Consider the following 17,141-nt stretch of genomic DNA (forward strand, 5'->3'; position numbering starts at 1 on the left):
GCTATGCCCAAGTAGATCATGGACCTCATACAACGTAGCCCCAAAGTTGCTTCAATGTAATTGACAATAATAAAAGGGTACGGTTACATTTGCCTAAAGGTGCTTGTCTGGTACCCGCTGCTCACCTCTGGCAAACCCATTTGGGACAGATCGTTCTCTTGGAGAACACATCCGATTCTCTGTACGCGAATCGGGCAGTGAGCACCTTGATTCGCATACAGATTAGGAATCTGAGATGCGTTTTATTCCCACGTTCGTCACTCGCGTCGAACAACTCAAAGTCGAAGCCAAAAAGCTGCAGCGTAAGCGTGGAGGCAAGCATACCGAATTGCTTGATCGCGTCGCCCGTGGAGCTGGCTATGACCATTGGCATCATGTCGTCCTTTGTCAAAAGGAAACCGCTGCGCGAAACGGTGGTGAGGCATTGATAAATGAGTGCAAAAACATCATTCGGGCGGAGCAAGAAGGACGAGTGTCTGTTGTCATGACAGGCCCTGAAATTGAGGTTGGTCCTTTCGTCCTTTTTTCGACGGGCCTAGGGGATGCATGGCTGTTGAGCCCTGATGAAGACTTGTGCATGTGCCTCATGTGGCACGGAGAAGTCAATGAGCCACAAATTCAAGATACGCCCACTCAAATTAAGATTGGTTGGGATGCCCGCTATCAGCTTATTGGCCCCTTCATGCATTTAGATCCAATCGATCTCAGGATGAAGGCTCAAGCAGTTGGAGGGTATCCCCTTGATGGTGTTCGCTCCTTTATCGACAGAGCACAGTCTTTTGAGCAGCGCTTTCTCTCAGTCATAGAGCAGGAAGACTCAATCCCGCTGGATGACGTTGTTATCAGCGACTTAGTCCAGCAAGGATGGGATGGGCAGGAGCTGCGTACTTATGCTGCGGACGGTTTCCGCTATTCGCCATCGCGTAATTCAATTCTCAGTCCTACCTTCAGCTCAGACGATCTTTGAGTTCTGTGCTGTGCCGTACAGGCTTTAGTACTTGGTGCGCTCGCTGTTCACAAAAAAATGAGGGAGGCTTATGGGCCTCCCTCTGCCTTATGCAACTCCGCATGAAGTCAATTTTCTAATAAAAGTTTAGAATAAAAAACAAGCGTGCCGAAGCAACTTTTTCAGAGACTGAATCCCATCCTATATTGGATATTTTCCATAAAATTTCTTTCTCATATTCAATTTTTTCCTCAATTGACATTAAATTGAGACCATCCTTTTTCCATTTGCCTAATCCTATAAAATCCCACTGCTTCGAGTGGTGCTCATCATCTGTACACCAATTGCAGAAGTGTTCGCAATTATTGGAAAAAAGACTATATAGATCTTCTCCAAGTCTGCTGTGGGCGCGCTCAACTACTTCATCACGACTGAATTTTTCACTTTTCCCTTTGTAAAGTATTGCTGGACTTTCCTTTTCGAAAAGAGATAAAGGTATTTTTTGTACAGAGTTATTACTTAAGCCGAAAATTGATTTGAAAATTTCTGCGTACCCTGCGTAATGTATTACAGAGTTTTTCCCTATATATATTCCATGATGCGTATAACCAGATTTTTTGATGTAAATGTGATCGCCTTTTAGAAAGCTCATTTTTCTATGTTTTATATAGTGTGCTAAGTATTTTTATAAGGTATTCATCGACTGTCAATATTATTTCTTAAATTAGAGAAGATAAATAGGAGGTGTGAGTACTTCCTATTTATGATTCCTAATCATGGAGGCTCTGGTTTCTAACGCATGTCATTGCTGCTGTGGAGCACTGCAGTCCTGACCATCTCTGCTACCTTGCCCACTACCCGTATACGACCAGCGTCGGCAAGGTGCGCATAGCGCTGAGTCATCTGTGAAGTACTATGGCCAAGAAGGTCTTGAACTTCATACAACGTAGCGCCAGAGTTGACCGCCAGACTAGCGAAAGAGTGGCGCAGGTCATGGATGCGCATGTGCTCAATTCCTGCGGCTTTGAGTAGACGATCAAAGGCTTTGCGTGGGTTGTGAAACGCTTTGCCTTCAATGCGACTTGGAAAAACAAACCCACCTGTGGCTCGGCTAGGCAGTGCCACAAGAATTGCTCTCACTTCATCCGACAGCGTGACATAGCGGCCCATGCCATTTTTTGTGTGTGGCAACCACCATTGCCCTTGATCCAGATTAATGTCTTTCCACTGGGCTCCTAATGCTTCCTGTCGACGAGTGCCGGTCAGCAAGAGCAACTTCAGAGCCGCCACTGCAACCTTGTTCTTCTCCTGCTCCATTGCGGCGAACAGGCGTCCGATCTCATCAGGAGAGAGGAACCGCTGCCGCTGATTGTTTTCCTTGAAGGCTTTGATTCCTGCCGCAGGGTTGCGATCGAGCTTGTCCCATTCCATTGCTTTTCGGAACGTAGCACTGAGCAGTGCAAGGTGGCGATTCGCCGTGCCTGGAGAGTGGCTCTCTCTGATGGATGCATGGTGCATCTGGACATCGCGCGTGGTGATGTCACAGAGCCGCAGATGCCCAAACTTTGGCTCCAGATGGAGCCTAAATTTTGAGTCGTCATTGATCGCAGAACGCTTGGTCTGGTAAGCGTATGGAAGGTATTCCTGACGTACGAATTCTGAAAACGTCGGCATGGTCTTGATGCGATCTCGATCCTCTAGCGGATCTCCGCCGCGTTCAACAATCGCCCGCATCTCAAGAGCTAGCTTGCGCGCCTCCGCAACATCGAGAGCACCAACCGTCCCCAGAGTTGCATAGCGCTTGCGACCGGAAAGCGTTTGATAGCGGAAAGCGAATCGCTTGATGCCGTTGGTGCCGACGATGACTTTGAGTCCAACGACGGCCAGGTCGGAGTATTCAGCGGCTTTGGCTGAAGAGTTCGCTTCATGAGCGGGTAGAGCTGCAATGTTGCGATTCGTGAATTGAAATTTCGTCCTTGTGGCCATCATCTGCCTCGCTGGAAGTGGAATAAAAAAATGCCGCTTCCGGAAATTTCCGGAGCGGCACAGGGGGTCCTGAAAGGAGTGGTGCAGGGCCTATCAATGTGTTCAGAGGCGATCCTTTTTTGAAAAAGGGAAAAGGGACTGTGAGATCTGAATGGGCGCTGGGTGATGCACGAGTTGTTGATTCACAAGGGAAAGCAGCAAGTGAGCTGCTCGTACACTAAATCCCTGTTTCCCCGCAAACCCCAAGCAACCGGGACTGCATAGCGTTAGAGCAGGCAAGGGACTTCTGCTATCCAACACGGAGCAGCCCATGCAGGTGATGGACCGTCCGGTCTTATGCCGAACTCACTGAAAAACTCGGAGTGAGCAGGTCGCTCAGCATGGCCGCCATTGCAGTTCTTGGGGGTTCAGTGTGTAGAGGCTGACATCAATACTCGCTGGGAAGCAAGATGGTTGTTGCAAGTCGCTTGGGAATGACCAACGCATTGCCTTGCTCATCCCAGTTAGACACGGCCTCCGTGATGATCCACACCATCGACGTTGCGTTAATGCGGTAGCTGGACAGCAGCCGTGTACCTGTGCGCACCGCGTCGTCATTGGCAGCCGCATCGTCGGAACATACATCGCCCCAATCGCCCGTCACATGACGGGACAGCAGTAGTAAGGGGTTGATGCCGTGTTGGTGAAGAAGGACGAGGGATGAAGGTGTAGCAACCACCTGACCGAACTCAAATTTGTGATCCATAGCGATCTCCTCAATAGAAAATGCCGACCCACCCGGCAATGGGCGGTCGGCATGATGGGGATGGGAAAACTGGGGGAAGAGGGGGTGGCAGCGATAGCGTCATGTCTCAACTGCGTGCGTGTGACACAGCTGAAGTAAGGCTAGATCGGCGTCGGACTTGGGTATCCAGAACACCGCCCCATAGCCTGTATCGTCCAAAACAAATGCCATCTCGAAGCACGATGAATGCGATGCCAGTGCGTCCCAGCTGGGCTGAAACGCTCCGTCTGGACTGGGCCAGCCTGCTATCACAGGCCTGGCGGTTCTGGTCTCCAAGGCAGCCACCGTATCGGAGCTATCTAGCAGCCAAAACTCGGCCAGCTCATCCAATGGTTGCCCGTACTCGGACAGTTCGATAAGCCTTTGCCGAATCACCGCTCGCATGGCGCAGTCATTGAGAGCATTGACCGCAGAGGCATCACTGAGCCGAAGCATCGTGACCATCCTCTTCGTCTTGATCTACCTGCTCAGATTCGGCCTTGGCAGGCTTCTTCTTACGCTTAGGCTTGGCTGCGGTCAATGCATCAGAGGTGGGCGCAGAGGATGTATCGGCGGCATTGCGCGGGATGTTGGCTGCCTCTTCGTCAGAAGAGCTCGATGTGACTTCCGGATAGGTGACCTCTGGGCCATCCTGCAGCAGCAGTTCATTGCGAAACAACGACCAATCACCAGCCTTCACATAGTGGTGGTGCTTGTCTGGAGAGGATTGAGCCAATCCCAGGTCCTTCAGTACGGCAAGCAGAAACGGCGCATTGTTTGCACTACGTCCGACCGTTGCTTCTCTCAATGCTTTGGTTGGAAACGACTGCGCTGCAAAGCCGTCAATGACTTTCTCAATGGTCGAGAGGGCTACCGCTTCACGGCTCCACAGGCCTCCGCCTTCATTGGCAGTGACTGCAATGTGCAGATCAGGCCAATCACCAAGGTCCGCCATCACGACGTAGGTGATGCCTCCTTCACTACGGGTGGATAACTTGGCGGCGATATCTGTCTTGAGCAAGCGGAAGGTTTGGGGTGCTTCAAAGGATGTTGTCATTGCAATCTCCATAAAAACGAAACCCCCGTAGCCAGCTGACTACGGAGGCATCAAGGGGATGAGAGGGGTTAGCGGATTCGGATGGACGCGTCGAGTTCGCGCTGGGTCAATACATAAGCCACAGCGGCAGTGACCAAGGCCAATGCAGCTCCGGGTCCGGTGGGTAGGGCAGCGAAAACGGCGGGTAGCAAAGCAGGTGGCACATGAAACTCCTGTTGGGTCATATAAAAAGAAAGCCCCAGACGCTGGATTGCGGCTGAGGCTGATGGAGATCCAATGGTTGGATCAAAAAAATAATATAGCTCTGATAGGCTCTGCTATGACGCCTTGTCAGATTTTAAAAGGGACAGGTACTTCGTCAGGCTCCAACTCATCAAGGGGTGGCGGCACATCCTGGATGGGGGTGAAAAAATCATGAAAAAGTACATCGGCATAAATCATGTAACAGCGTGAACTAGCGATGTAGCCGTCAGCAGCTTTGGGGCGCTTTGGATCAGGCCTGTTCTCCCCTTTGCTCATACACCAGTAATCCTTTTGCGACAAGGCTTGGATGACGGTGGTGATTGAGCGCTGGCCTGTTGCACGCAGCAGCTGTGCCTTGCTGAAAAGAATCAGCTTTTTGTCCGCGTAGTAAAGAAATGGCACGCCACTACTGGGGGATGAGTCTTGTTGTCGAAAATCCCTTGTCAATAAATGTGGAAATGCCAAGCAGTACGCGCGCAGTGTTTCTTCGATTTGATTGTCTATGGGAGCGAACTGGGTACTGCCAAGCCATGCATATGCCGTAGCCAGAACGGCAACTTCGATTTGCTCGTAAGTGAATGGGAGTACGGCTTTCTCACAGGCAAATGAGCCAATCACTAAGCCCAAGGCGAGTCGACGCAGCGCACGCCTTTGTGGCGCAACAAGGCTGATTCCTGCTTCTTGGAGGTGTTCGCAAAGCGCTGTGTGAGTGTCTTCCAGTTCGGCTTTGATGTATGCCGCCAAGTCCCTGTCTTCTGGAAGGGGCTCTTCAAAGAATGCAGCAATCAACGCCGGAAGTGCGACGCCGTAATGACTCAGGATGTCCTGCTGCAATTGCTCCACTTGCGCGCCTAAGACGGCGAGGTCTGGGGGCTGGGGTGCATCCAAGCGTTGAGCTTGATTGTGAAGGTCGCTGATCGGCACATCCATCATGCGCACCATACTGCCCGCAGTCGCTTGTCCCTGATTTTTCAAGCTCGCATGCTCGTTGCAGCTGTACTCACCAGTCGACAGGACGAATGCTGACCAAGAGTTTTGCGTCCGCAGCACACCTTCCTCATTCAGCTTCGCCTTGCCTAGGCCGGAGAAAGCGTTGTAAAGATTGAAGCCGCAATCGTTGGCTCCTACTTCGTCGATGATCACGGTCATACCGGAATGTGGTGCGAGAAGTTGCTCGACAGCATTCTTGGTGGTGTTCCAGGTTTGAAATAGGCTGGGCTGTCTGTTGCCTCTGGAAGGGTTCCCTGGATAGCCAGCTACTGAGGCGCATACCTGAGCTGCAGTGGTTTTTCCACATGAGGTAGAGCCATAGAAATGCACGCCGCAGTTTTCCTCTTCCGCGAGGCACAGGAATGGTCCCATCAAGCCGAAGAGCACACTTGCAACGATCAATGAGTTATCGCCGAAGGGGCTGACAGCAGCTTTCCAGCCCTCAAGGTCTCCCTTTGAGTGGTAGGCCTGATGTGCGGGCACAGGGGTGCTTGAAAGAAACTGGATTTGCTCTGATTCAACGCTCTGACCAGGCAATGCAGGGGCTGTTAGAGCTTCGCGTGGAAGTACAAACTTGAGAGGCTGTCCTTTATTTGCAAGGAAGCCAAGGTGCCCAACGGTTCGCTCCAGAGGCATGCTGCTAATGCATTGGCTCTCAAAGAAATACTCCAGGAGCATTGCTTGCGTGCGTGCCCCAGGGCTAAACAGAATCCCTAGACTTGCGAGCTCCTTTGCCAGGATCTGGAACTCTCGCGGTTGCGACAGTACTGGCGCTGGAACTAGACGGGATTGAACACGCGACTCGGAGTCCAGCCATGCAAGACGAACAGCCCAATTGGAGCTGCGATGATCTCGGCTGCGTGCGACGATCCCGATCGGTTGATGACAGATCACTACCTCCGCAATATTTCCTCGGGGATCTTTGACGTGCTTGACGGTACCCCTCGTCGAGATGCTGTAGCCACGCGGGGTGTGCACTCGCGCGACAAAGGCTTCAAGGGTAGTTGTGGCAGTCAACATTGATGTGAGGGCTGTGTCGGGATTCCCCGAGATCCCCAGATTCCCCTGGTTGCTGCTGTGTGGTGTTGGGTGAAGGTTGCCCATAGAGCGGTTCCTAAAATTGTTGAAGCAATGCACCGGCGTCGACAACTACTGCGACGACAGGGCTTCAATTGGATAACTGCCTCATTGCACTTCCACTCCACTACCAATTTTTTACCGAAACATGTCCTCGTACCCAACCCCTTCATGGATGGCTGAACTTCAACGTCTGCAGTTCCCTGAGCACATGACAGCTCTTCTCATGCTGACATTGGGCATGAGTCATCGCGACGTATCCGAAATATTTAATCCTCTTTCTCTTGATGAGCTTTTAGATAAGGCCTTGTCGGAGGATAAAAAATCAAACCTATATATTGACGATACTCTTGGTAAAGAGTATTTGAGAAGAGTAATTTTAGAGAGAAATGTTAATAAGATTAAATATGAATTAAGAAGTACTGGTGCAGCCTGGGTAAAAAATAATGATTTACATATATTAAATATGTCGATCAATTCTCGTGACTCTATTTTTGAAGAATTAGCATTAAAAAATGCTTGGAGCCTTGAAAGCTGTGAGCTTAGAAATGGCTGGGTTGCTGAAATTTCTAAAGATTTAATTTCTAAGAAATTTATAAATATAATTATTATGCTTCCGTCGGAGGTGGATGTCACTCCCCGATGGAATTTAGTGGATCTATATGGGTATGAATCCGGTAACTCTGATGATGCATTTCGGATAATGTCAGCATTGGCAATTCTTGGCGTAAATTATAGGGATAAGAAGAATCCAGAATTTTCTTCAACTCTTAGTGATCTGATTCAGATTGCTGATGTTTTTGAAGGTTGCTGTGTTAAAGGGGATGATGAAAGAGTTAAATATTCTGATCCTAAATATTCTTCTAATCAAATTGTGTTCTTAAAAAGAAAAAACTATCATGATTTACAACCGAAATTATTTCATCTAAATTTTGAGAAGAGTCGCTCATCAATGAAGATGAGAGAGTGGGTGATGAGGGATAAGTTGGGCGACTATGATGAGATGGTAAAAACACTGCTTATTCCATTGGGCTTGACTTCCGGTACTTTTATTAGATTGAAACTTAATCCGATTGCTGGGCAGGGCTCTCAAAGCATGAGATTTTTTATGCCTAAAGCTTGGTTGAAATTATTTAAAACAGGTCAAGCAGAGAATAGAGGTAAGAGGGCAGAGACTCCATTTAAACAAAGCAAGCATGGCGATGAGCTTGATGATATTTATTTCCCCGCTCCACAGGATTTAAAGGATTTGAAAAGCCTTTTGAGACGCTAGTTGGAAGCAGGGGAAGCAGGGGAAGCAGGGGAAGCAGGGGAAGCAGGGGAAGCAGGGGAAGCAGGGGAAGCAGGGGAAGCCGGGGAAGCAGGGGAAGCAGGGGAAGCAGGGGAAGCAGGGGAAGCAGGGGAAGCAGGGGGAACGCTTCCTCTACTAGAAGCGATGGAGCTTATGCTGGCGTGTAATGTCAACCTGCGTATCCCACAAAACTGTCACGTATTGACAGTGGTTCACCTTAGTCCATCCACGGGGCCATGTCTTTGCCCATACGTTTAGCTAGGTTCTTCAGCTGCGGCAGGTAGCGTCTCTGGAGCTCATCTCTTGGGACTGCAGATTTGGGAAAAATAATATTCAATCCACCCACTAGGCGGCGTCCACATTTCAGAGGGACAGCCATTGCACCAAACGGGGCCTGTTGATCCCAGTCTCCATCACTAAGTCCATAACCGAGCTCTCGCGTCTCGGCAATCAAGCGCATTACCTCTTTTGTGTCACGGGCCATAGAACCGACCGCATCATCACGTTGCTTCAATAGAGTCAATAAACCGGTGAGTTCCTTATCGGAGCATGCTGCAAGATAGGCCTTTCCCATGGCCGTAAAAAAAAGTGGCAGCTTTTCGCCGATCATTCCCCGATGCTGAGATAGACGACTGAAGCGGTGGGTACTCTCTCTCACTACCATGAAGCCTCCTTCCACTGTGCCGAGATCACATGGCCAGAGTAGATCGGGAACCGCGGCGCGCATAAGCGGTAATGCAACTTGTTCTACCCATGCATCATCTACTAGGCCTTCACTCAGGCTACGTACTGCAAAAGTTAGGTAATACTGCCCTTCCTTTTCGCCACGGCGCACAAATCCATCGGCGCGTAAGGTCTCCAATAGGCGCTTGACCGTGGTGCGGTGTAAAGCACAGGCGTCTGCCAGCGCCGATGTGCTGGAAATTCCTCCTGGTGCGCGGTTCAAAGCCTGAAGCACGGCCAAGCCACGCGACAGGCTTCGGACATCCTTGTAATCATTGGTGGCGGAAGAGCTTAGTAACGTAGGTGGGGTCATAGGGGTTCAAACTTTGCTGACGTGATGTTTGACTAGAAGGTGAGTCAAGCAACTTAGCTCGTTTAAAGCAATGCGTGGTGCTGATCGAGTTACTTGATTTCGAGGGTTTACCCCTCTATTTTGGTGCACCTGGTGCACGCTATTTGGGATTGAGTCTCAAATTCGACAATAGTCTTCCCAGTGTAGAACGGCGCATTCCCACTGAATGGATTCGTTGATCTGGGCCGACGATTGCGTGTTAACGCCATTGCCACGTACACCCCTTTGAAAAGCTATAAGTGCCCTTGTGGCCATACAGGAGACAGTCATGTTTTCTCGTCGTCGTACTCTTCTTCTCTCCAGCGCTTTCGGCGGTTTACTGGGCGCTGCATCTATGGTGCATGCCACCAATGAATTTCCAGCCCGCCCGGTAACGCTGGTTGTGCCTTATGCAGCAGGCGGACCAACGGACCAGTTGGCTCGTGAAATGGCACAGTACTTCACTCAGAACTTTAAGCAGCCTGTGGTTGTAGATAACCGACCAGGTGGTGGAGCGCAGGTGGCAATGAATCTGCTCAAGCAATCGCCTGCCGATGGTCATGCCATCTTTTTTGGCGATGTCCCTTCTCTGGCGACAAACCCTGGTCTTTTCAGCAAGCTTTCTTACGATCCGCATAAAGATCTGATCCCTATTTCGCAATTGATCGTAGCGCCCGGCTTGTTTGTGGTCCCAAACAACAGCCCGTTCAAGACGTTGCAGGATCTTGTCAATTACGCAAAAGCTAATCCGCAAAAGCCTCTGAACTATGCATCTCAGGGCGTCGGCTCCGGTGGCCAGTTGTTTAGCGTCATGCTGAGCAAAAAATTGGGTGTGTTGATGAACCATGTGCCTTATCGCGGATCGGCTCCCGGTCTTGTCGATGTGATGAGTGGTCAGGTGGATTTTTTCTACGACACGGTTCCCAGCGCAGTGAATTATGTCAATACCGGAAAAATGCGTGCCTTAGCCGTTGGCGAAGACAAGCGCTCTCCTTTGCTGCCCAATGTGCCTACCCTCAATGAGCTGGGGTATGGGGATATTGTTCCTACCTTCTGGTACGGCGTAGCAGTCAAGGCAGGCACTCCGGCTCCTGTAGTTCAGCGCATCACACAAGCCGTGCACAACGGCATGCGCGACCCCAAGGTGTCTGGAAAATTCATTGCACAGGGGATGCTGATCAAGACGAGCAGCCCGGAAGAGTTTGCACGCTACACCCGCCAGGAAGCAACTCGCTGGATTGCGGTCATGAAAGACGCCGGGATGAAGGCTGAGTAAGTTCTAGTGGAGAAATTAATGCAACGTTTTACGAACAAAATTGTGCTGATTACCGGCGGTGCGGGTGCTATTGGTCTAGCCTGTGGGCAGCGACTGGCGCAGGAAGGCGCGGAAGTCATTCTGGCCGACCTGCAGTTCGGAAATGCAGAAACCATCCTGCAGCAATTTGTAGGAAACAAGGCTCCGCAATTGAAAACTCTGGATGTTCGTGAACCCCTGGCATGGAAAGACCTGATGCAGTCCATCGTGACCGAATTCGGAGCGCTGGATGTACTGGTGAACAACGCAGGTTTGATATCGCCCAAACCTGCACCGTTCGATGAACTGGATCTCGACGAGTGGCGCCGTGTTTTTGCCGTCAATGTCGATGGAGCACTTCTAGGTATGCAAAGTGCTCTACGCGTGATGAAAAAGCAAAGTAGCGGTGGCTCCATCGTCAACATGGGCTCAATTTCAGGGTTTGTGGGCTCCAAGGATCTCGGTACTTACGCTTCCAGCAAAGGCGCTTTGCGCACAATGACCAAGCAGGCAGCTGTCAGCGCAGCGCATCATGGCTACAACGTGCGGGTCAATGCCGTTCACCCCGGTTATTTGTGGACGCCATTTGTCGAGGCCCAGCTCTCCGAGCGTTTTGGTGGTCGTGAAAAAGCACTAGAAGCTGTCAAGAAAATGAACCCCATGCAGCAGATTGTCGAGCCAGCCGATGTGGCTGCCGCTGTGGCATTTCTTGCATCTGCTGACGCTCGCATGATCACTGGTGCCGATCTGGTCATTGATGGCGGTCGGCTGGTGCAGTAACACGCAGACTTCTTTGAAATTAATCCTTTGAGCCACCTTTACGGTGGCTTTTTTCTTTGAAGCTGATAAGAGGTGTTTAGGGTTAAACCCTAGTTTATGGTGCACCAGGTGCACACAGTTTGGGTGGCTTCAGCTTGCTCTGACAATGTGTGCAACACAAGAAAAGCGCACTGAATAGGCGTTTTACAGGAGTCAGCCATAAGCATGAAAACCGCAGCCATCACGACCTCTCGCCGGGCCTTTCTGGGTATGTCTCATTCGCCCCTACTTGGGCTGAATCCCATCAGCGCCGAAGATCAGCAAGCACTGGATACCGCGATAGGGCAGGCCCGTGAGGCCATCAAAGCTTTTGATCCGGAACTTATCGTTCTGCTGGGACCGGATCATTACAACGGTTTTTTCAATGAATTGATGCCGCCGTTTTGTATCGGTAGCCAGGCTACGGCAGTCGGTGACTACCTCTCGCCAGCTGGTACGCTGAACGTGGCAGAAGAGCATGCAGTGGCATTGGCCAGCTATCTGATGGATCAGCACTTTGACATTGCTGTGTCGCGTCGCATGCAGGTCGATCATGGATTTTCGCAAGCGCTGCAGTTCATTTGGGGCGATGACATGAAAACGCCCCCCGTGATACCTATTTTCATGAATGCTGTTGCGCAGCCCGGGATTGCACGCATGAGCCGTTGCAAGGCTCTGGGTGAAGCGATCGGCCGTTTCCTCGATACGCTGCCACTGCGCACACTGCTTATTGGATCCGGGGGGCTATCGCATGAGCCGCCAGTTCCTACTCTGGCCCATCCTGATCCCGCAGTGCGTGAGCGCATCACGGTCAAGCGCACCCCTACGGACGCGGAAAAGGCACTCAAGACAGAGCGCGTCATGGCTGCAGGCGTAGCTCTGGCCAATGGTGATAACTGGATGAAGTCGCTCAATCCTGAGTGGGATCTGAACTGGATGGATGCGCTGGCCAGCGGCAAGCTGGATGAACTGTGCCTTATGAGTGAAGCATCCATTGCAGAAGAGGCTGGCAATTCCGCCCACGAATCCAAAACTTGGCTTATTGCCCGCGCTGCCCTTGAGCTGGAAACGCTGTTGCCCTGTCCGGTGCGCAATTACCGGGCCGTCCCGGCATTAATCGCAGGCTACGGCGTCATGCTCATGCATAACTAAGCCACTACACCCTATGCCTATTTCTCAAAACATTCGCGCCTGGGCCGAGCGTCTGCGCACTGCCGAAGCCACGGCCACACCTATCGCACCCTTGCGCGAGGAGGTTCACGACAATGAAACCGCTTACGCCATTCAGCTTGCCAATGTGGAGCATGCACTGTCCGAAGGACGGCGCATTGTCGGTCGCAAGATCGGCCTGACTTCTCTAGCCGTACAAAAACAGCTGGGTGTGGACCAGCCGGACTTCGGCACGCTGTTTGCCGACATGGTTTATGGCGACGATGAGCTCGTGCCGCTGTCGCGCACACTGCAACCCAAGGTCGAAGCCGAAGTGGCATTGGTTCTGTCCAAGGATCTTGATTTGGTCGACGCCACGCTGGTGGATTTGATGAATGCTGTGGACTACGTGCTGCCGGCCATTGAAATCGTCGGCAGCCGCATTGCGGACTGGAACATCCGTTTCATTGATACGGTTGCGGACAACGCATCCAGCGGTCTAGTTGTTCTGGGCGCCGTGCCGACTAAGCTCAATGCGCTGGATCTGAAACTCTGCGAAATGCAGATGTCACGCAATGGTGAACTTGCCTCTTCAGGCGGTGGTGCGGCATGTTTAGGTCATCCGCTGAATGCGGCCGTGTGGTTGGCACGCAAGCTCGCCAGTCTCAAGCAGCCTTTAAAAGCCGGCGATCTCGTTCTGACCGGCGCTCTGGGCCCCATGGTGTCTGTACAGCCCGGCGACCGCTTCGAGGCACAAATCAGTGGTGTGGGCAAGGTCTGCGCTCAGTTTAGTCAATAAACGAAGACGGCAGCATATCCGTCGTCCTAAGAAAGAAATGCAATGACGCGCAAACTCAAGGCTGCCATCATCGGTAGCGGAAATATCGGCACGGACTTGATGATCAAGATCCTGCGCCATGGTCAAAATATCGAAATGGGTGCCATGGTTGGCATCGACCCCAACTCCGATGGCCTGGCCCGTGCAGCTCGCATGGGCGTTGCAACAACCCACGAAGGTGTTGAAGGTCTGACCCGCATGCCGGAATTCGCTGATATCGACTTCGTCTTTGATGCGACTAGCGCTTCTGCACATGTCAAAAATGACGCTTTTCTGCGGACGCTCAAGCCAGGTATCCGTGTCATCGACCTGACCCCTGCAGCCATCGGCCCATACTGTATTCCCGTGGTCAACGGTGATGCTCATATGGATGCAATGAACCTCAACATGGTGACCTGCGGAGGCCAGGCCACCATTCCCATGGTGGCTGCAGTTTCCTGTGTGGCCAAGGTGCATTACGGTGAAATCATCGCATCCATATCCAGCAAGAGTGCCGGCCCTGGCACCCGTGCCAACATTGATGAGTTCACGGAGACCACCTCCAAGGCCATTGAAGTGGTGGGGAGGGCGAGCAAAGGCAAGGCCATCATTGTTCTGAATCCTGCAGAGCCGCCGCTGATCATGCGTGACACGGTCTACACCCTTAGCGAGCTGGCCGATGAGGCCGCGATTGCCGAATCGGTCGAGCGCATGGCAGCTGCCGTGCAATCCTATGTGCCTGGCTACCGCCTCAAGCAAAAAGTGCAGTTTGACCGCATCGACAAGCCCATTCGTATTCCTGGCGTGGGCGATGCACTCACAGGACTGAAGACATCCATCTTCCTCGAAGTTGAAGGTGCGGCTCACTATTTGCCCGCTTACGCAGGCAACCTGGACATCATGACCAGTGCGGGTCTGCGCTCCGCTGAATCCATTGCCGCACGCATGCTGGCCACTGCCAGCGCCGAGTAAGGAGATATCTCATGAACGCGAACAAAAAAATCTACATCTCCGACGTGACGCTGCGCGATGGCAGCCATGCCGTGCGTCATCAGTACAGCGTGGAGCAAGCCCGGCAGATTGCCAAGGCTCTGGACGAGGCTAAGGTGGACTCCATTGAAGTCGCACACGGCGATGGCTTGCAAGGCTCGTCGTTCAACTATGGCTTTGGCGCCCATACCGATCTGGAATGGATCGAGGCCGTGGCCAGCGTGGTCAAGCATGCCAAGATCACCACGCTGCTGCTGCCCGGCATTGGCACCGTTCACGATCTGAAGGCTGCTTACGAGGCTGGTGTTCGCGTCGTGCGTGTGGCTACGCATTGCACCGAAGCCGATGTCTCTCGTCAGCACATCGAATACGCCCGCCATCTGGGCATGGAAGCAGTGGGCTTTTTGATGATGAGCCACATGCAGACCCCGCAAGGTCTGGCCCAACAAGCGAAACTGATGGAAAGCTACGGCGCCACCGTCTGCTACGTGGTGGACTCGGGCGGTGCACTGGGTATGCAAGACGTGCGTGACCGTTTCCGCGCCTTCAAGGATGTCTTGAAACCTGAAACCCAAACTGGCATGCATGCCCACCACAACCTGAGCTTGGGTGTAGCCAACTCCATCGTGGCCGTGGAAGAAGGCTGCGACCGTGTGGATGCTAGCTTGGCCGGCATGGGTGCTGGCGCTGGTAATGCTCCTCTGGAAGTTTTCATTGCCGCTGCCGAGCGCATGGGATGGAACCACGGTACCGATCTGTACAAGCTGATGGATGCCGCCGACGACATCGTGCGCCCCCTGCAAGACCGCCCAGTGCGTGTGGATCGAGAAACGCTGGCCCTGGGTTATGCCGGTGTGTACAGCTCGTTCCTGCGCCATGCCGAAGTGGCAGCGGCCAAGTACAACCTGAAAGCCGTGGACATTCTGGTGGAACTGGGCAAGCGCCGTATGGTGGGTGGTCAGGAAGACATGATTGTCGACGTCGCGCTGGACTTGCTGCGCCAGCGCACTGCCGCTTGATTTCATCGTTTTCGGGGACTAGCAGCGCACGCAGTAAACCCTCCTGACTTTTTCATCTTCAAGAGATATCAATGAGCATCACTGTTACCGAAGAAGCCACCAGCCGCTTTGTCACCATCACAGAAGACGGCAAGCCACTGAAACTGCACTACAACGATGTAGGAACTGGCAGTGAAGTGGTTGTTATGTTGCACGGCTCTGGCCCCGGCGCCAGCGGTTGGGCCAATTTTCACCGCAATATCGAGTCCCTGGTGGTTGCGGGCTATCGTGTGATTCTGCTTGACTGTCCGGGGTGGAGCAAAAGCGATCCAATTGTCAGCACTGGCTCGCGCTCAGACCTCAACGCCCGCTGCCTCAAGGCCGTGCTTGATGCACTGAGCATCGCCAAGGTGCACATCATCGGCAACTCTATGGGCGGACACAGCGCCGTCGGTTTTGCACTGGCCAACCCGCAGATGGTCGACCGACTGGTGCTGATGGGCGGCGGAACAGGTGGCCCCAGCGCCATCGTGCCCATGCCTGCCGAAGGCATCAAGCTTATTGGCGCGCTCTATCGCGACCCCACGGTCGAAAATCTCAAGCGCATGATGAATGTGTTTGTCTACGACGCGAGCAGCCTGACCGAAGATCTCTATCAGCAGCGCCTTAGCAATATTCTGGCCCGCCGCGACCATCTGGAAAACTTTGTCAAAAGCGCCCAGATCAACCCCAAACAGTTCAGCGATTACGGCACGCGCTTGTCGGAGATCAAGGCCCAAACCCTGATCATCTGGGGTCGTGATGATCGCTTTGTGCCGCTGGACATTGGTCTGCGCCTGCTGTGGGGCATTCCCAACTCCGAGTTCCATGTCTTCAGCCAATGCGGTCACTGGGCTCAGTGGGAACATGCAGAGGTCTTCAATAAGATGGTCAAAGATTTTTTGGCACGTTAAGTCAGACTTTTCTCCGCCAATGCTGCCTGGGCCGGTGGTTGCTACACCACGGCCTGAGGCGGAGCCAGCTCAGTGCCTTAATGCCCCCCTCAATATCTTGCAACCATGGCTGGCCTGCTCGATAGTGTTGCAGCAGCGCTGCTAGTCATTTGCAATACGTCTGGATCTACTCAAAAGTCATGCTCACGCATACCGCTACGTTGCCTGAATACATTAGTGGCACAGCCAAGACACCACAGCGGCTAGAGCTGCCACTGCACTAAATTCTGCTGTAGCCGTCGACTGACGGTGTCGGCGAGCTCCTTGTACAGGCGTGGATTATCCAATTCCACCGATCGCTGTGGGCTCATAGCTCCAACAGTACCTGACGGGGCTAATCGCTGGAGAGATCAGATGATCTTTTTTCGCAGCGGTCGGTTGCACGGGCTGCAAACGCCCTGACGCTCCCGGATATCAGGACAGCCTGCTATAGGGCTGGATAGAGCGGCGAATATGCATTTCATCGCCTTCAAATGAGAACAGCGTGCAAAGCCCCAGCGGCAGCGTGGACAGGTGCTGCATGATGGGCAATGCTGCGGGCCATCTGTGATCGAGGTATGACGCCATTGCTCAGGCGCATGATCTGCGGTGCTAGTCGATACAGACCGCTGTGCGCTTCATAGTCCAAAAAGTGCAGTTGGCGCAGTGTCTCCACATGCACTTGCTTGAGGCACAGGAAACTCTAGGGCGCATCGC

15 protein-coding genes are annotated in these 17,141 nt (G+C 52.5%); 9 read left to right on the plus strand and 6 right to left on the minus strand.

Annotation, left to right across the window (positions count from 1 at the left end; all coding sequences use genetic code 11):
- Positions 1-235: 235 nt before the first annotated feature.
- Positions 236-967, plus strand: a complete 732-nt coding sequence (locus tag NOX35_RS01945; RefSeq protein WP_256495534.1) for a hypothetical protein — start codon at positions 236-238, stop codon at positions 965-967.
- A 115-nt stretch (positions 968-1,082) separates the two neighbouring features.
- On the opposite strand, the gene NOX35_RS01950 is transcribed toward NOX35_RS01945, so the two are convergent.
- The 5 genes from NOX35_RS01950 to NOX35_RS01970 form a co-directional block, all read right to left on the minus strand.
- Positions 1,083-1,598 carry a lecithin retinol acyltransferase family protein gene (locus NOX35_RS01950; RefSeq protein ID WP_256495535.1) on the minus strand — a complete coding sequence of 172 codons (516 nt, stop codon included), beginning with the start codon at positions 1,596-1,598 and terminating at the stop codon, positions 1,083-1,085.
- A 140-nt stretch (positions 1,599-1,738) separates the two neighbouring features.
- Complete coding sequence (locus tag NOX35_RS01955; protein ID WP_256495536.1) at positions 1,739-2,935, minus strand: site-specific integrase; 1,197 nt, start codon at positions 2,933-2,935, stop codon at positions 1,739-1,741.
- Positions 2,936-3,359: 424 nt separating this feature from the next.
- On the minus strand, positions 3,360-3,677 hold the full coding sequence (locus NOX35_RS01960) for a hypothetical protein (RefSeq protein WP_256495537.1): 318 nt from the start codon (positions 3,675-3,677) through the stop codon (positions 3,360-3,362).
- 457 nt (positions 3,678-4,134) lie between these two features.
- Entirely contained in the window at positions 4,135-4,752 is a 618-nt protein-coding gene (locus NOX35_RS01965; protein ID WP_256495538.1) for a hypothetical protein, read from the minus strand.
- Positions 4,753-5,082: 330 nt separating this feature from the next.
- Positions 5,083-7,089, minus strand: a complete 2,007-nt coding sequence (locus NOX35_RS01970) for a DUF927 domain-containing protein (RefSeq protein ID WP_371878511.1) — start codon at positions 7,087-7,089, stop codon at positions 5,083-5,085.
- A gap of 184 nt (positions 7,090-7,273) precedes the next feature.
- On the opposite strand from NOX35_RS01970, the gene NOX35_RS01975 reads away from it, so the two are divergent.
- Positions 7,274-8,335: a hypothetical protein gene (locus NOX35_RS01975; protein WP_256495539.1), complete on the plus strand. Its 1,062-nt coding sequence runs from the start codon at positions 7,274-7,276 to the stop codon at positions 8,333-8,335.
- Positions 8,336-8,570: 235 nt separating this feature from the next.
- Here NOX35_RS01975 and NOX35_RS01980 read toward each other — a convergent pair whose 3' ends face one another.
- On the minus strand, positions 8,571-9,389 hold the full coding sequence (locus tag NOX35_RS01980) for a DNA-binding transcriptional regulator (protein WP_256495541.1): 819 nt from the start codon (positions 9,387-9,389) through the stop codon (positions 8,571-8,573).
- Positions 9,390-9,696: 307 nt separating this feature from the next.
- Between NOX35_RS01980 and NOX35_RS01985 the strand changes: the two genes are divergently transcribed.
- The 7 genes from NOX35_RS01985 (at position 9,697) to NOX35_RS02015 (ending at position 16,406) form a co-directional block, all read left to right on the plus strand.
- Positions 9,697-10,683: a tripartite tricarboxylate transporter substrate binding protein gene (locus NOX35_RS01985; protein ID WP_256495542.1), complete on the plus strand. Its 987-nt coding sequence runs from the start codon at positions 9,697-9,699 to the stop codon at positions 10,681-10,683.
- Between the two features lie 18 nt (positions 10,684-10,701).
- Entirely contained in the window at positions 10,702-11,481 is a 780-nt protein-coding gene (locus tag NOX35_RS01990; RefSeq protein ID WP_256495544.1) for an SDR family NAD(P)-dependent oxidoreductase, read from the plus strand.
- A 204-nt stretch (positions 11,482-11,685) separates the two neighbouring features.
- Positions 11,686-12,651 (plus strand): 3-carboxyethylcatechol 2,3-dioxygenase, encoded by a 966-nt coding sequence (locus tag NOX35_RS01995; protein WP_256495545.1) that lies wholly within the window; start codon positions 11,686-11,688, stop codon positions 12,649-12,651.
- Positions 12,652-12,664: 13 nt separating this feature from the next.
- The gene (mhpD, locus tag NOX35_RS02000; protein WP_256495546.1) at positions 12,665-13,447 is read left to right on the plus strand and encodes a 2-keto-4-pentenoate hydratase; all 783 of its coding nucleotides are present in this window, start codon (positions 12,665-12,667) and stop codon (positions 13,445-13,447) included.
- A gap of 42 nt (positions 13,448-13,489) precedes the next feature.
- Entirely contained in the window at positions 13,490-14,437 is a 948-nt protein-coding gene (locus NOX35_RS02005; protein ID WP_256495547.1) for an acetaldehyde dehydrogenase (acetylating), read from the plus strand.
- 11 nt (positions 14,438-14,448) lie between these two features.
- Positions 14,449-15,474: a 4-hydroxy-2-oxovalerate aldolase gene (dmpG, locus tag NOX35_RS02010; protein WP_256495548.1), complete on the plus strand. Its 1,026-nt coding sequence runs from the start codon at positions 14,449-14,451 to the stop codon at positions 15,472-15,474.
- Between the two features lie 71 nt (positions 15,475-15,545).
- Positions 15,546-16,406, plus strand: coding sequence for an alpha/beta fold hydrolase (locus tag NOX35_RS02015; RefSeq protein ID WP_256495549.1), 861 nt, complete (start codon positions 15,546-15,548; stop codon positions 16,404-16,406).
- Positions 16,407-17,141: the final 735 nt, after the last annotated feature.

Origin of the sequence: Comamonas sp. C11 (assembly GCF_024496285.1) — a bacterium.
Lineage (GTDB): Bacteria > Pseudomonadota > Gammaproteobacteria > Burkholderiales > Burkholderiaceae_C > Comamonas > Comamonas testosteroni_F.

Bases quoted from the DNA above. Each gene is read 5' to 3' on its own strand.
- NOX35_RS01945 (WP_256495534.1), top strand. From the start codon at position 236: ATGCGTTTTATTCCCACGTTCGTCACTCGCGTCGAACAACTCAAAGTC.
- NOX35_RS01950 (WP_256495535.1), bottom strand. From the start codon at position 1,598: ATGAGCTTTCTAAAAGGCGATCACATTTACATCAAAAAATCTGGTTAT.
- NOX35_RS01955 (WP_256495536.1), bottom strand. From the start codon at position 2,935: ATGATGGCCACAAGGACGAAATTTCAATTCACGAATCGCAACATTGCA.
- NOX35_RS01960 (WP_256495537.1), bottom strand. From the start codon at position 3,677: ATGGATCACAAATTTGAGTTCGGTCAGGTGGTTGCTACACCTTCATCC.
- NOX35_RS01965 (WP_256495538.1), bottom strand. From the start codon at position 4,752: ATGACAACATCCTTTGAAGCACCCCAAACCTTCCGCTTGCTCAAGACA.
- NOX35_RS01970 (WP_371878511.1), bottom strand. From the start codon at position 7,089: ATGGGCAACCTTCACCCAACACCACACAGCAGCAACCAGGGGAATCTG.
- NOX35_RS01975 (WP_256495539.1), top strand. From the start codon at position 7,274: ATGACAGCTCTTCTCATGCTGACATTGGGCATGAGTCATCGCGACGTA.
- NOX35_RS01980 (WP_256495541.1), bottom strand. From the start codon at position 9,389: ATGACCCCACCTACGTTACTAAGCTCTTCCGCCACCAATGATTACAAG.
- NOX35_RS01985 (WP_256495542.1), top strand. From the start codon at position 9,697: ATGTTTTCTCGTCGTCGTACTCTTCTTCTCTCCAGCGCTTTCGGCGGT.
- NOX35_RS01990 (WP_256495544.1), top strand. From the start codon at position 10,702: ATGCAACGTTTTACGAACAAAATTGTGCTGATTACCGGCGGTGCGGGT.
- NOX35_RS01995 (WP_256495545.1), top strand. From the start codon at position 11,686: ATGAAAACCGCAGCCATCACGACCTCTCGCCGGGCCTTTCTGGGTATG.
- mhpD (WP_256495546.1), top strand. From the start codon at position 12,665: ATGCCTATTTCTCAAAACATTCGCGCCTGGGCCGAGCGTCTGCGCACT.
- NOX35_RS02005 (WP_256495547.1), top strand. From the start codon at position 13,490: ATGACGCGCAAACTCAAGGCTGCCATCATCGGTAGCGGAAATATCGGC.
- dmpG (WP_256495548.1), top strand. From the start codon at position 14,449: ATGAACGCGAACAAAAAAATCTACATCTCCGACGTGACGCTGCGCGAT.
- NOX35_RS02015 (WP_256495549.1), top strand. From the start codon at position 15,546: ATGAGCATCACTGTTACCGAAGAAGCCACCAGCCGCTTTGTCACCATC.